Consider the following 13,507-nt stretch of genomic DNA (forward strand, 5'->3'; position numbering starts at 1 on the left):
TTTTCAGATTAACCAGCCTTTGCAGATGCTGCCAACTGAAAACGACGATAATTAGAATTTAATGATAAACAGGAAGAAATATCAGCAAAAGGCATAATCTTCAGCGAAAACCGCACGATTCGCGGACCACCAGCGCGGGCGGTAAAATAATGCGTTTCGCCGGCTCCCGGTTCCCCTGTATCCGGCTGAAAAGCAGCTCGCCGGCCTTACGCCCTATCTCCTTCGCGGCAACGGAGACGGTAGTCAGTGCAGGCTGTACCAGCCCGGCCTCGGTAATATCGTCAAAGCCCACCAGGGCAAAATGGCGTCCCGGCTCGCGTCCCATTTTGCGTAAACACTGCATAACGCCAAGGGCAACAATGTCCTGGTAACACACTGCCGCGGTAATCTGCGGATGGTTCATCAACAACGCTTCCGCCACGCGCGCGCCATCACTCTGGCTTGCCTGTGAGGTGACGATCCATTCGGGATTCGGCGTCACACCATACTCCAGTAATTTACTGGTAAATCCGCCGATACGCTGAGCGCGAGACCCCGAATTCAGGCTACCGCCGATAAAGGCAATCTGACGATGCCCCATCCTCAGAAGATGCTCTGTCGCCATTTGGGTGCCAAGGAAGTTATCGGTTCCCACAAAATCAAAGTCCGGATCGTTTAGCGGTCGCACGACCATAATTGCCGGAATATTGCGTCGCTTAAGACCATCGAAAAAGGCCTGCGGGGTTTCTCGCGCGGCACACAGCACCATGCCACAGACGTTGTTACGCATCAGCGAATCCACAAACTTTTGCTGTCGCTCGGACGACTCTTCGCTGTTTGCCAGAAACAGCAGAAGGTCGTGGCGTTCCATCTCATGGCTTAGACCTGCCGTCATTTCGCCATAAAAAGGGTTCGTGATGTCATGCAACAGGAGCCCCACCTGATTACTGCTGCGGTTTCGCAGGTTGGCTGCCGTCTGATTGTAAACATAGCCCGATTCATCCAGCGCCTGAAGTACGCGCTCCCGGGTCCGTTGCGAGATCCGCCCTTTATTACACAGCACCATTGATACGGTGGCGGTTGAAACCCCGGCGCGTTTTGCCACATCAGCCAGCGTGATACCCGTCATGATCGCTCCTTGTCGTTCACATCAGATTAATCGAATAACCTCAATTTTGCACTTTTGCGCGTGAGCCTCTTCACATAATGGCCGCCTTTTCGCCACTTATCGCCAGAACTGGCGGGTTAATCGCGTTAATCACCCTTCCCAAACAAGGTTAATCGAATAACCTTAAGCAACGAAGACGGAGAGAAAAGATGGCAACTTACGATAAATTCCCGGAAGTCGCAGTAGAGGGGTATGACGATTGTGCCTGGCAGGGCTGGGACGCGATTGTGCGCGAGCTTACCCGCAGAGCGGGTCAATATACACGCACCGTGCTGGTCATTGACTGCTACCCCGGCGTCAGGCTGGAGGAACTGGAGACAAAACTGCTGCCAGCATTGGGGGCTACGCTGACGCTCAATGCCGAACAGATGCGTCTAGACGAACCCGCTTTAAGCCGGTTGCTGGCCCGACATCTCACTGACGACCGCGTCTTCGGCGTGCTCTCCTGCCACCAGCTCGACGAATTCATCGACCCGGTGAAACGCGAGGCGTTGCAGGCGCAGGTCGAACTGTGCCGCAAAGGGATAATCGTTATTTACGGGCCGGGTGCCGCGCTGGTTAATGCAGGCGATATTCTGGTCTACGCCGATTTACCGCGCTGGGAGATCCAGCAGCGCATGCGCAGCGGTGAACTGGCTAACTGGGGCGCGGCGAACCAACACGAGGATATTCTGCGTCGGTACAAACGCGCCTTTTTCATTGAATGGCGCGTATTCGATCGTCACAAAACCCCGCTGCTACGGCGTACTGATTATCTCCTGGATACCACCCAGGCGGATAATCCGGCGATGGTCGGCGGCGATGCGCTGCGCGCCGGGTTGCAACACACCACCCAACGTCCTTTTCGTGTAGTGCCCTTTTTCGACCCCGGCATCTGGGGCGGACAATGGATGAAACAGAAATTCGATCTCGATCCCTCTGCGCCTAACTACGCATGGTGTTTTGACTGCGTGCCCGAGGAAAACAGCCTGTTGCTTCGTTACGGCGCGGTGCGGATCGAGATCCCCTCTCAGGATTTGGTGCTGCTGCACCCCCGGGCGCTGCTGGGTGAAAAAGTGCATGCCCGTTTTGGCGCGGAATTTCCCATCCGCTTTGACCTGCTTGATACCCTCGGCGGGCAGAACCTGAGTTTTCAGGTGCATCCAACCACGGAGTACATACAGCAGCATTTTGGTATGCATTACACCCAGGATGAGAGTTATTACATCCTTGAGGCAGAGCCAGGGGCTCAGGTGTATCTGGGGACCCGAACGGGTACCCGGCCCGAAGAGATGCTGGACGACCTCAGACGGGCCAGCCGCGGTGAAAAGCCGTTCGACGACGCCCGCTTCGTCAATCATCTTGCGGCGAACAAGCACGATCATTTTTTGATCCCCGCCGGTACGGTTCACTGTTCTGGAGCAGGAACCGTGGTACTTGAGATCAGCGCCACGCCTTACATTTTTACCTTCAAGCTCTGGGACTGGGGACGGCTGGGAATGGATGGGCAGCCCCGCCCGGTTCATCTGGCGCATGGCGAAAAGGTGATCGACTGGCAACGCGATACGCAGTGGGTCGAACAGCATCTTGTAAATCAGTGTGAACCCCTCGGCGAAGGCACCGGCTGGCGCGAAGAGCGGACGGGGCTTCACGAACGTGAATTCATCGAAACGCGTCGCCACTGGTTCAGTGAACCGGTGACGCACTCCCCCCGCGGAGGCGTGAATGTCCTTAATCTTGTTGAAGGTGAAGAGGCGACGGTAGACAGCCCCGACGGCGCATTCGCCCCCTTCGTCGTGCACTACGCAGAAACGTTTATCGTCCCCGCTGACGCAGGCGAATACCGTATTTCTCCGTCAGGGCCGAGCTGCGGTAAATCCATTGCCACCATTAAAGCCTGGGTAAGAGGTTAACCATGATTCACATTATTGTGGCGACACACGGCCCGCTGGCCACCGCCCTGCTGGAAAGCGGAAAAATGGTGTATGGCAATCTCCCTCATCGACAGGCGGTATGTCTGAATGCACAGGCTGGCATAGCGGGGTTTCGCCGTGATTTCGCTGCGGCATACCGCCGCGCAGGTGCAGGTGCCGACGGCATCGTCGTCCTGTGCGATATGCAGAGTGGAACACCGTGGAATGTGGCCTGCGAATACGCGTTTAATCCCCAGACGCATCCGCCGGTCGCCGTGGTGGCAGGAGTCAACTTCCCCATGCTCTTGCTCACCGACGACATTCTGATGGCCCGGGATGTCCATGCCGCCGCGGCGCAGCTCATCGAATTAACGCAGCCCACCCTGGTTCAGGCAAAACGGGTGGAATCCGCCCAGAACGACGATTTCTAAGGAGCTTATATGAGCATTTCGTTTGTACGTATTGACGACCGGGTGATCCACGGGCAGCTCGTCACGCGCTGGGCCAAAGAGCTGCCCTGTGATGGCATCGTGGCAATTGACGATGCCGTCGCGGCCGATACGCTGCTCTCGTCGGTAATGAAAGGCGCGGTGTCAGATACCAGAGTGTGGCTGTTCGATACCCTGACCGCCATCGAAAAGCTGCCGAAAGTGATTGCCAGCGATAAGCGCTACTTCGTGATTGGCAAATCGCCTGTCACCCTGCAACGTCTTGAACAGGCAGGCATAAGCCTGAAGAACGGCAATGGCAAAATTAACGTCGGGCCAATGAGTGCCCGCGCCAACACCACCACCATTGGCCCTAATCAGTCCGTAACGCCAGAGGAGGCAGCAGCCTTTGACTGGCTGACTGAACAGGGGCATGCCATTGAGTTTCGTCTGGTGCCCGATGCCAGTTTTTACAGCTGGCAGGACGCCCGGCAAAAACTGAAATAAGGAGCGCATGATGATTTTCGAAGCTTCTCTCATCGGTCTGCTTTGCTATCTCGGTGCACTCAGTAGTCCCTGGCTGTTTGGCCTGACCGGCGGCTGGTATCTCATCTCCCGCCCGCTGGTTTCGGGGATGCTGGTGGGCCTGATTCTGGGCGACGTTAAAACCGGGATCATGATTGGTGTGGCGGTGCAGGCCGTTTATATCGCGATGGTCACCCCCGGCGGTTCAATGCCTGCCGACCTCAATTTTGTCGCTTATCCTGCTATCGCGCTGGGGATTCTGTCGGGCAAAGGGCCAGAGGTGGCCGTGGCGCTGGCGGCGACCATTGGCATTGCCGGAACGATACTGTTTAACGCCATGATGGTATTGAACTCGTTCTGGAACCACCGCGCCGACGTGGCGCTTGAGCGCGGGGATGAGCGCGGAATTTATCTTAACAGCGCGGTCTGGCCGCAGGTGATGAACTTTGTTCTGCGCTTTGTGCCGACGTTTATCGCCGTCTATTTTGGCGCGCAGTACATCAGCGGGTTTATGGACAGTCTGCCCGACATCGTGCTTTCGACCATGAACGTGCTGGGGGGCATCTTACCGGCCGTTGGGATCGCCATCCTGCTTAAGCAGATCATCAAAAGCTACAGCATGCTGATCTACTTCCTGGTGGGCTTCATATGCATTGTGTTCCTGAAGCTCAACATGGTGGCACTGGTGATTGTGGGCGCCCTGCTGGCGTTAATTCATTACAACTACAAGCCGGAAGCGCCGCAGGCTGTCACGCCGGGTAGGCCCGCCGACGATGAGGATGAATTCTGATGGAAGACCGTAAACTGACCCGAAAAGATCTGCGCCGCTGCTGGCGAGCGTGGATGATGCATAACCTCTCTTCGATGAGCTTCGAGCGTCTGGAATCGTTCGGCTTCTGTCTGAGCATGTTACCGGTCGCCAAAAAACTCTACCCGGATGCCGCCCAGCGCACCGAGATGCTGCGCCGACACGCCTCGTTTTACAACACGGAGCCGCAGATCGGTGCCATCGTAAACGGTATGGCGCTTGGGCTGGAAGAGAAAAAAGCCAACGGCGAGCCCATTGATGGCGAAACGATCAATACCCTGAAGGTGGGGCTGATGGGACCAATCGCGGGGATTGGTGACTCAATGATCCCCGGCATGCTGATCCCCATTTTGCTGAGCATCGGTATGGCGCTTGCCGCCGGAGGAAATGTTCTTGGCCCGTTGTTCTACACCGTCGCCTGGCTGGCCATCATTATCCCGGGATCCTGGTTTCTGTTTCTGAAAGGCTACCAGATGGGCTCAGGGTCGGTCGAGATGCTGGTGAGCAGCAAGTCAACGCGACTGCGCGAAGCTTTGTCTCTGCTGGGTGTATTTGTGATGGGCGGCGTGGCGGCAAGCTACGTTAAGCTGGGCACCGGACTGGAATTTATCACCCGTGACGGGGTTAACATCCATGTTCAGCAGATGCTTGACGGTATCTTCCCGCAGCTATTACCGCTTCTGGTGGTTCTGGGCACCTGGTATCTGATGGCAAAACGTGGCGTCTCCCCGGTCAGGGCCATGATTGTGCTGCTTGCGCTGGCGGCACTGGGCGTCGCGTCAGGTCTGTTTGCCGGATAAGACAGCCGGGGCAATGCCCCGGTTTTTTATGGGTGGAAGTTATGCCACAGTTCGGCCACTTTATCCGGGCGAGAGATAAACTGAAAGCGAGCAGGATCGGCAATAAATTGCGTATAGACAGGCTCATCCGTCAGGCCGAATTCGCTGTAGCGACGCGGTGTGATCATCTGTAGCCGCCCCGGCAGATAATGCGTGTTGTGCTGCCAGATGATATGGCTCCCCTGCAGCAGCGGATACCAGGCCAGTCCTTTACGCGCCCGCACGGCATCATATTCAAAACCATATTCCCTGTCGCACCACGCACCGAAGGTCAGCGGTTCATCCGGCGAGGCAGAGATAGTGGCATGCCCCCAGCCGGGCGGAACCAGCACCTTTTCGCCCGGCCCGGCCAGTACGGCGAAACAGCGCCCGGGATCGTCCGCAACATACTCCTGCATATAGATAATGGCGCGCCCCTGCCAGATTTCATACAGCTCGGGCGGAGACCAGACGCTGTGACGGCTTTTACGGTGAACATGCCCCTGGCTGCGGATCGGCTCTTCACCCAGCGTTCCCGTCGCGTAAGTCACGACCCCAAACAGCAGCATGCGTTTTTTCAGCTCCTGCCGGTCTGCCAGACGGGCGACATCCATCGCGATAGCATAAACGTCTTCCGGCCCTGAGCAGTCAGGATCCCGTAACGACGCGCGAATCTCATCAAGCGTACGGATCTCTGGCATCGGGCCAGTGACGTCCTCACCGTAGCTGAACCCCAGCGGGTGCTGGCTGATGGTCATGTCCAGCCCAAAGTTATCCATTCTGAACCTCCCAGCCACCGTCAGTGGCCAATACCCGCACGGCAAAACCATCGGGTAACGCGGCATAGTCGTGTCCGGCGACGGCGGGCCAGACCGCGAGTGAAGAGAGCGTGGTCTCACCGGTATTGATTAAACGGTGGGCGGTAAAAGGCGCAATAATATGGACGGATCCCGGCATCACGCACTCCAGACGGGTTTCGCCGGATGTCGTCTGGAGTAAAAGCAGGCCACTTCCCCGCAGTCCAAAATAGACTTCGCCCTGTTCACGACGTTGATGAAAATGGCCGCGGGTCATAAAAAATTCCCGGCCAATTTTACCTGCATGTAAATGGGTAACGCCGACAAACAACGCCCCTTCTTGTGCAGGCGATTCCAGCATTTCGACGTCATACACCGTCTGATGCGGATCGCATTGTGCCCAGGCGTCTCGATCGGCAAACAAACCATTGAGATCGGCAAGGCGTGTGGATTTAAGAATAAGTGCGCCGCGGGCAAGTGTACCACTGGCCCAGGCCACCAGAGGCGGCAGGATAATATCTGAAGTCATCGTCTTCTCCGGCCCGAGGAGAACAACCCGCCCAGCATAACAATTTAAACGATTAACCTGCGTATCAAAGACGCAATGTGTCAGGTGAATCACAGTTAATCAGCAATAAAAATGCCGGCCACTGACGTGGCCGGCATTCGGGTCATGCGCGAGGAAACTTACTCGACTTCGCGTGCGTCGATACGCAGCTCTTTCGGGACCTCGAAAACAATGTTCTCTTCGCGTCCTTCCAGCGGGACCGCTTCGCCGCCGCCCAGTTCCTGCAGACGGGAAATCACGTTCTGCACCAGGATATCAGGTGCCGAGGCGCCGGCGGTTACCCCGACACAGGCCACGTTTTTCACCCACGCTTCCTGGATATCGCTGGAATCATCAATCAGATAGGCCGCTTTCCCCATTCGCTGCGCAAGTTCAGCCAGACGGTTGGAGTTAGAGGAGTTTTTCGAACCGACAACCAGCACCACGTCCGCCTGTTCAGCCAGAGCACGCACCGCTTCCTGGCGATTGGTGGTGGCGTAGCAAATGTCGTCCTTACGCGGGCCGACGATTTTCGGGAAGCGCTGACGCAGGGCGTCAATCACGTCCGACGTATCGTCAACGGAGAGCGTCGTCTGGGTCATAAACGAGAGACGCGTTTCATTTTTGACGTTCAGCGTAAACACATCTTCCGGCGACTCCACCAGGTACATCCCCCCTTCCGGGTTGCTGTACTGGCCCATGGTACCTTCGACTTCCGGGTGGCCGGCATGGCCAATCAGGATCGACTCTTCACCACGACGGCTGGCGCGCGCCACTTCCATATGCACTTTGGTCACTAATGGGCAGGTGGCGTCGAACACGGTCAGATCGCGGCTTTTCGCTTCGTTACGCACCGCCTGAGAAACCCCGTGTGCGGAGAAAATCAGGATCGCGCCGTCAGGCACTTCGCTGATCTGCTCAATGAAGATCGCGCCACGCTCGCGCAGGCTGTCGACGACATAACGGTTATGCACCACTTCGTGACGCACATAAATCGGCGCGCCGTAAATCTCGAGCGCGTTTTCAACAATGCTGATAGCGCGGTCTACACCGGCGCAAAAGCCGCGCGGGTTAGCCAACAGGATCTGCATTTCAGGCCTCCAGTACCGGATCGATCTCCAGCACTTCAATATCAAAATGGACGGTGCGCCCGGCAAGCGGATGGTTGAAGTCAACGGTGATGGAGTCACCATTGATTTCGCGGATCACGCCAGGCATTTCGCTGCCATCCATAGCGGTAAAGAGCATGATCGCCCCGATTTCCGGCTCACCTGCATCCATAAACTCGCGGCGCGAGAAGTACTGAACAAGGTCCGGGCTTGGCACGCCAAACGCGGCATCCGGCTCCAGCGAAAATGCCTTTTTCTCGCCTTCTTTCAGGCCAAGCAGCTGTTGCTCAAGACCTTCAGACAGGGAGGTGTCGCCGAGACGAAACAGGGCGGGTTTGCCGTTATTGCGGGTGGATTCAGCCGTGGAGCCATCATCCAGTTTCAGCGTGAAATGAACGAGGACCGCGCTGTTGCTCTGTACGGATTTAGACATGCAAATTGCTCGCTTGTTTTGACCCACCGGTAAGAGACGGGAGGCCAGACATTCTGTAGGCCGGGGGCGCATGCGCCACCCGGCATTTACATTTAAGCCTGTTTCTTCGCGGCCGCGTTCGGCAAGAAGCCTTCCAGCACGATTAACGCCGCGCCGATGCAAATTGCGCTGTCGGCGAGGTTAAAGGTCGCGAAGTGCCAGTCGCCGACATAGAAGTCGATCATATCGACCACAAAGCCATGCCACAGGCGATCAAACAGGTTGCCCAGCGCGCCACCGATAATCAGCGCATAGGCGATGTTATTTAGCTTTTGTGTTGCCTTCGAACGGTACATCAGCAGCGATAGCACCACGCAGATACCGATAGCGATACCTGCAAAGAACCAGCGCTGCCAGCCACCGCTGTCAGCAAGGAAACTAAACGCCGCACCGTAGTTACGTGCGTAATGCAGGTTAAGCGACGGGAACAGCGACACCGTCTCCCCCAGAGCAAAATTCTGGAGGATCAGGAACTTGCTGCCCAGATCGATAATCAGCACGACCACCACCAGCCACAGCCAGCGCAGTCCTGTTGAACAGAGAGTTTTACTCATCAGGCAAACTTACGTTTCTCGCCGTCACCGGCGACGTTGCTGACACAGCGTCCGCAGATATCTGCGTGTTCCGCCACCTGGCCGACATCAGTGGTGTAATGCCAGCAACGCGGGCATTTATCACCTTCGGCTTTGCTCAGTGCGACTTTCAGTCCTTTGAGCAGTTCGCTCTGCTGTGCATCAGCAGACGCCTGGGCATAATCCGCAACTTTCGCACCGGAGGTCAACAGGACAAATCGTAATTCATCGCCCAGCGCCGTCAGTTTCGCCGCCAGCTCTGGCTCGGCGTACAGGGTAACTGCCGCTTCCAGCGAGCCGCCGACTTTCTTGTCAGCACGCGCCTGCTCGATGACCTTGTTCACTTCGCCACGCACTTTCAGCAGCTCGTCCCAGAAGGCATCGTTCATCGCTTCGGTGCTGGAGAGATCGAACAGACCTTCATACCACTCGCCGGTGAAGACATACTTCTCACGGTCGCCTGGCAGGTAACCCCAGATTTCATCTGCGGTGAAGGACATGATCGGTGCCATCCAGCGAACCAGCGCTTCTGCGATGTGGAACAGCGCAGTCTGGCAGCTACGACGCGCCACGCTGTCCGCTTTCGCGGTGTACTGGCGGTCTTTGATGATGTCGAGGTAGAACGAGCCCATCTCGATGGAGCAGAAGCGCATCAGGCGCTGCACCACTTCGTGGAAATCGTAAGATTCGTAAGCCTTCAGGATATCTTCCTGTGCCGCTTTCGCGCAGCCTACTGCCCAGCGATCCAGCACCACCATCTCTTCCGGTTTCACCATATCTTTTAGCGGATCGAACCCGTTCAGGTTCGCCAGCAGGAAGCGCGCGGTGTTACGGATACGACGATAGCTGTCGGCAGCACGTTTCAGGATCTCGTCCGACACCGCCATTTCGCCGGTATAGTCGGTAGAAGCAACCCACAGACGCAGAATGTCCGCGCCCAGTTTGTTCATCACGTCCTGCGGAGAGACGGTGTTACCGATCGATTTAGACATCTTACGACCCTGACCATCCACGGTGAAACCGTGGGTCAGCACCTGGCGATACGGTGCTTTACCTTTCATGGCGGTGGAAATCATCAGCGATGACATGAACCAGCCGCGGTGTTGGTCAGAACCTTCCAGATACATATCTGCCGCGTGGCCGGCAAATTCCGGACGCACGTCAACAACAGACGCGTGTGTTGAACCGGAGTCAAACCACACGTCCAGGGTATCAGGCACTTTCTCGTAGTTGTCTGCATCAGCGCCCAGGATGTCGCGGGAATCGAGATCCCACCATGCCTGAATGCCGTCAACTTCTACACGCTTCGCGACTTCTTCCATCAGTGCCAGGGTGTTCGGGTGCAGTTCCTGTGTCTCTTTGTGCACGAACAGAGACATTGGTACGCCCCAGGTACGCTGACGGGAGATACACCAGTCAGGACGGTTAGCGACCATGGACTCGATACGCGCCTGACCCCAATCCGGGATCCACTGCACGCCTTTGATCTCTTTCAGGGACTGCTCGCGCAGGCCTTTCTGATCCATGCTGATGAACCACTGTGGGGTCGCACGGAAGATGATCGGAGATTTGTGACGCCAGCAGCACGGATAGCTGTGCTGCATTTTCTCAACGTGCAGCAGCGCGCCGCTGGTGCGCAGCATGTCAACGATGATGTCGTTCGCTTTGAAGACGTTGATACCGTCCAGCGCCGGGTAGGTGCCTGGCAGGTAAGAACCGTCAGGACCAACCGGGTTAGCGATTTCAAGACCGTATTTCAGGCTGATGCTGTAGTCGTCAGGACCGTGGCCACCGGCGGTATGTACCGCACCGGTACCCGCATCCAGCGTCACGTGATCGCCCAGAATCGCCGGCACATCGAAGTCCAGGAACGGGTGTTTGAAGCGCATCAGCTCCAGCGCGTCACCTTTCACGGTGCCCAGCACGGTATAGTCGGTGATGTTCGCGCGTTTCAGCACGCTTTCGACCAGATCTTTCGCCAGGATCAGCGCCTGACCGTCAACCTGCACCAGCGCGTACTCGAACTCACCGGACAGGGAGATCGCGCGGTTTGCTGGCAGCGTCCACGGGGTGGTGGTCCAGATAACCAGCGAGATGGGGCCATTGACAGAGGTCACGCCAAATTTGGCTTTCACCGCCTCCTGATCGACCGCGTGGAAGGCCACGTCGATAGACGGAGAGGTTTTGTCGTAATACTCCACTTCCGCTTCTGCCAGCGCAGAACGGCAGTCCACGCACCAGTGCACCGGCTTCGCGCCTTTGTGCAGATGGCCGTTACCGATGATTTTACCCAGCGCACGGATGATGTTGGCTTCGGTTTTGAAGTCCATGGTCAGGTACGGACGTGACCAGTCACCCAGCACGCCCAGGCGGATAAAGTCCTGACGCTGACCGTCAACCTGCGTAGCCGCGTATTCGCGACATTTTGCGCGGAATTCTGCCGCGGTGAACTTCTCACCCGGCTTACCAAACTCTTGCTCAACTTTCAGTTCAATTGGCAGACCATGGCAGTCCCAGCCCGGAACGTAAGGCGAGTCATATCCCGCGAGGCCTTTGGACTTCACGATAATGTCTTTCAGAATCTTGTTTACAGAGTGACCAATATGAATGCTGCCATTCGCATATGGAGGGCCATCATGCAGAATGAAGGTTTTTTTGCCTTTTTTGGCTGCACGGATGATGCCGTACAGGTCATCATCGGTCCAACGCGCCAGCATTCCCGGTTCGCGCTTGGCGAGATCGCCGCGCATCGGGAACCCTGTTTCCGGCAAATTCAGGGTTGATTTATAGTCACTCATCAGATTCTCGGTTCCGTATTTTTCACGTAGGCATTTAAGCCGGGTTTACTCGCCCAAAAAACTCGCGGGCCGTTAATTCATCTCGCGCGATTTGCGCCTTTAGTTCATCCAGCGAAGCAAATCGCTGCTCATTGCGTATTTTTTTACGCAGTATCACATCTATATGGCGACCATAAAGGTCCATTACAACGTCCAGCAGGTGCACTTCTAATTGTTGACGGACACCGGCGACTGTAGGACGTGTGCCAATATTGGCGACACCGAAATACGGTTTATCGCCCAGACCAGCCACTTCCACCGCATATACCCCTTTAACCGGGGAGACCTGACGACGTAGCGGTATATTCGCCGTCGGGAAACCTATGGTGCGGCCCAGCGCATCGCCATGGACCACACGGCCTGAAATGCTAAACGGATGCCCCAGCAGCGTTTCCGCCGTATCCAGTTCATCGTTGGCCAGCGCCTGACGCACCGCAGTGCTGCTAACCCGGACGCCGCCTTCGCAAAAGGTCATTGCGCTGGTGACATCAAAGCCGTACTCGAGGCCAGCCTTCTGTAATAGCAAGAAATCGCCCTGACGACCAGCGCCAAAGCGGAAATCATCACCCACGGCCAGAAACTGCACGCCAAGGCGCCTGACCAGCAGGTCACTGACGAAATTTTGTGCTGTGAGCGCGGCAAAGCGGCGATCGAAACGCACGCACAATACGTAGTCCACCCCGGACTCTGCCAGGTAGCGCAACTTCTCGCGCAGGCGAGTGAGGCGAGCCGGTGATTTATCGCCGGCAAACAGCTCCAGCGGCTGCGGCTCAAAAATCATCACTACAACGGGCAGGCCACGCGCCTCCCCTTCTTTACGCAATCCCTGCAGCAGCGCCTGATGACCACGATGCACGCCGTCGAAATTACCAATGGTCAGCACGCACCCGTGCGGTGCTCTGCTGAGATTATGTATGCCGCGTATCAGCTTCATGTCTGGCTCAAAACAGTGAAAATCGCCAAAGTATACCTTGTACAGCGGTTAAGGTTAACCGGCGATTGTTCGCGCAAAACAGAAAGCCGTAATGATTTCATCAGGCTGACCTTTCACAGCAAAAAAATCTGCCCGTGAACTGCGTTTTTTGTGCCGAAAAGCTGTATTCACGAGCGACAAGCTGGTAGAATCCTGCGCCATCACTACGTAACGTAGCGTCGCCAATCAACGGCGCTTATTTGCACAAATCCATTGACAAAAGAAGGTATAGAGGGCATATTCCTCGGCCTTTGAATTGTCCACATAGATCATATTTGGGAGTTGGACCTTGGCTAATATCAAATCAGCTAAGAAACGTGCTATCCAGTCTGAAAAGGCTCGTAAGCACAATGCAAGCCGTCGCTCTATGATGCGTACTTTCATCAAGAAAGTATACGCAGCTATCGAAGCTGGCGACAAAGCTGCTGCGCAGAACGCATTTAATGAAATGCAACCAATCGTGGATCGTCAGGCTGCTAAAGGTCTGATCCACAAAAACAAAGCAGCGCGTCATAAAGCAAACCTGACCGCGCAGATCAACAAACTGGCTTAATCGCCACTTGTTGTTGCTTGTTTTAAAAG

At 56.1% G+C, this 13,507-nt stretch carries 14 protein-coding genes and 1 pseudogene; 6 read left to right on the forward strand and 9 right to left on the reverse strand.

The genetic code is table 11. The features are described from left to right. Positions 1–100: 100 nt before the first annotated feature. Positions 101–1,108 carry a LacI family DNA-binding transcriptional regulator gene (locus tag HV157_RS10725; RefSeq protein ID WP_020882554.1) on the reverse strand — a complete coding sequence of 336 codons (1,008 nt, stop codon included), beginning with the start codon at positions 1,106–1,108 and terminating at the stop codon, positions 101–103. Between the two features lie 188 nt (positions 1,109–1,296). On the opposite strand from HV157_RS10725, the gene HV157_RS10730 reads away from it, so the two are divergent. Genes HV157_RS10730 through HV157_RS10750 form a run of 5 tightly spaced genes read left to right on the forward strand, consistent with a single transcriptional unit; the run spans position 1,297 to position 5,600 of the window. After that, positions 1,297–3,039, forward strand: coding sequence for a class I mannose-6-phosphate isomerase (locus HV157_RS10730; RefSeq protein ID WP_182268199.1), 1,743 nt, complete (start codon positions 1,297–1,299; stop codon positions 3,037–3,039). A 2-nt stretch (positions 3,040–3,041) separates the two neighbouring features. Next, positions 3,042–3,470 carry a PTS fructose transporter subunit IIA gene (locus HV157_RS10735; protein WP_182268198.1) on the forward strand — a complete coding sequence of 143 codons (429 nt, stop codon included), beginning with the start codon at positions 3,042–3,044 and terminating at the stop codon, positions 3,468–3,470. 9 nt (positions 3,471–3,479) lie between these two features. Beyond that, entirely contained in the window at positions 3,480–3,974 is a 495-nt protein-coding gene (locus tag HV157_RS10740) for a PTS sugar transporter subunit IIB (RefSeq protein WP_182268197.1), read from the forward strand. Between the two features lie 10 nt (positions 3,975–3,984). Then, a complete protein-coding gene (locus tag HV157_RS10745; protein WP_151888055.1) occupies positions 3,985–4,782 on the forward strand; it encodes a PTS sugar transporter subunit IIC in 798 nt (265 codons plus the stop codon). After that, a complete protein-coding gene (locus HV157_RS10750; protein ID WP_040018597.1) occupies positions 4,782–5,600 on the forward strand; it encodes a PTS system mannose/fructose/sorbose family transporter subunit IID in 819 nt (272 codons plus the stop codon). Before HV157_RS10745 ends, HV157_RS10750 begins: the two co-directional genes overlap by 1 nt. A 26-nt stretch (positions 5,601–5,626) precedes the next feature. Here HV157_RS10750 and HV157_RS10755 read toward each other — a convergent pair whose 3' ends face one another. From HV157_RS10755 to HV157_RS26260, 8 genes and pseudogenes are all read right to left on the reverse strand, one after another. Then, on the reverse strand, positions 5,627–6,397 hold the full coding sequence (locus HV157_RS10755) for a glucose-6-phosphate isomerase family protein (RefSeq protein WP_182268196.1): 771 nt from the start codon (positions 6,395–6,397) through the stop codon (positions 5,627–5,629). Next, a complete protein-coding gene (locus HV157_RS10760; RefSeq protein WP_050737508.1) occupies positions 6,390–6,944 on the reverse strand; it encodes a glucose-6-phosphate isomerase family protein in 555 nt (184 codons plus the stop codon). Before HV157_RS10760 ends, HV157_RS10755 begins: the two co-directional genes overlap by 8 nt. A 158-nt stretch (positions 6,945–7,102) precedes the next feature. After that, a complete protein-coding gene (gene ispH, locus HV157_RS10765; RefSeq protein ID WP_020882547.1) occupies positions 7,103–8,053 on the reverse strand; it encodes a 4-hydroxy-3-methylbut-2-enyl diphosphate reductase in 951 nt (316 codons plus the stop codon). A gap of 1 nt (position 8,054) precedes the next feature. Beyond that, the gene (gene fkpB / locus HV157_RS10770; protein WP_020882546.1) at positions 8,055–8,504 is read right to left on the reverse strand and encodes an FKBP-type peptidyl-prolyl cis-trans isomerase; all 450 of its coding nucleotides are present in this window, start codon (positions 8,502–8,504) and stop codon (positions 8,055–8,057) included. Positions 8,505–8,596: 92 nt separating this feature from the next. After that, on the reverse strand, positions 8,597–9,097 hold the full coding sequence (lspA, locus tag HV157_RS10775; protein WP_020882545.1) for a signal peptidase II: 501 nt from the start codon (positions 9,095–9,097) through the stop codon (positions 8,597–8,599). Beyond that, complete coding sequence (gene ileS / locus HV157_RS10780; RefSeq protein ID WP_025205469.1) at positions 9,097–11,913, reverse strand: isoleucine--tRNA ligase; 2,817 nt, start codon at positions 11,911–11,913, stop codon at positions 9,097–9,099. Before ileS ends, lspA begins: the two co-directional genes overlap by 1 nt. 34 nt (positions 11,914–11,947) lie before the next feature. Further along, on the reverse strand, positions 11,948–12,886 hold the full coding sequence (gene ribF, locus HV157_RS10785) for a bifunctional riboflavin kinase/FAD synthetase (RefSeq protein ID WP_014168574.1): 939 nt from the start codon (positions 12,884–12,886) through the stop codon (positions 11,948–11,950). A gap of 7 nt (positions 12,887–12,893) precedes the next feature. After that, positions 12,894–13,112 (reverse strand): annotated as a pseudogene (locus HV157_RS26260) (DUF2575 domain-containing protein). Positions 13,113–13,214: 102 nt separating this feature from the next. Between HV157_RS26260 and rpsT the strand changes: the two are divergent. After that, a complete protein-coding gene (rpsT, locus tag HV157_RS10790) occupies positions 13,215–13,478 on the forward strand; it encodes a 30S ribosomal protein S20 (RefSeq protein ID WP_008502037.1) in 264 nt (87 codons plus the stop codon). Positions 13,479–13,507: the final 29 nt, after the last annotated feature.

Source organism: Enterobacter sp. RHBSTW-00318 (assembly GCF_014101375.1).
GTDB lineage: Bacteria > Pseudomonadota > Gammaproteobacteria > Enterobacterales > Enterobacteriaceae > Enterobacter > Enterobacter ludwigii.

Coding starts and splice junctions, on each gene's coding strand:
- lspA (WP_020882545.1), bottom strand. CDS start 9,097: ATGAGTAAAACTCTCTGTTCAACAGGACTGCGCTGGCTGTGGCTGGTG.
- HV157_RS10735 (WP_182268198.1), top strand. CDS start 3,042: ATGATTCACATTATTGTGGCGACACACGGCCCGCTGGCCACCGCCCTG.
- HV157_RS10750 (WP_040018597.1), top strand. CDS start 4,782: ATGGAAGACCGTAAACTGACCCGAAAAGATCTGCGCCGCTGCTGGCGA.
- ribF (WP_014168574.1), bottom strand. CDS start 12,886: ATGAAGCTGATACGCGGCATACATAATCTCAGCAGAGCACCGCACGGG.
- HV157_RS10730 (WP_182268199.1), top strand. CDS start 1,297: ATGGCAACTTACGATAAATTCCCGGAAGTCGCAGTAGAGGGGTATGAC.
- ileS (WP_025205469.1), bottom strand. CDS start 11,913: ATGAGTGACTATAAATCAACCCTGAATTTGCCGGAAACAGGGTTCCCG.
- fkpB (WP_020882546.1), bottom strand. CDS start 8,504: ATGTCTAAATCCGTACAGAGCAACAGCGCGGTCCTCGTTCATTTCACG.
- HV157_RS10740 (WP_182268197.1), top strand. CDS start 3,480: ATGAGCATTTCGTTTGTACGTATTGACGACCGGGTGATCCACGGGCAG.
- HV157_RS10755 (WP_182268196.1), bottom strand. CDS start 6,397: ATGGATAACTTTGGGCTGGACATGACCATCAGCCAGCACCCGCTGGGG.
- HV157_RS10725 (WP_020882554.1), bottom strand. CDS start 1,108: ATGACGGGTATCACGCTGGCTGATGTGGCAAAACGCGCCGGGGTTTCA.
- HV157_RS10760 (WP_050737508.1), bottom strand. CDS start 6,944: ATGACTTCAGATATTATCCTGCCGCCTCTGGTGGCCTGGGCCAGTGGT.
- HV157_RS10745 (WP_151888055.1), top strand. CDS start 3,985: ATGATTTTCGAAGCTTCTCTCATCGGTCTGCTTTGCTATCTCGGTGCA.
- ispH (WP_020882547.1), bottom strand. CDS start 8,053: ATGCAGATCCTGTTGGCTAACCCGCGCGGCTTTTGCGCCGGTGTAGAC.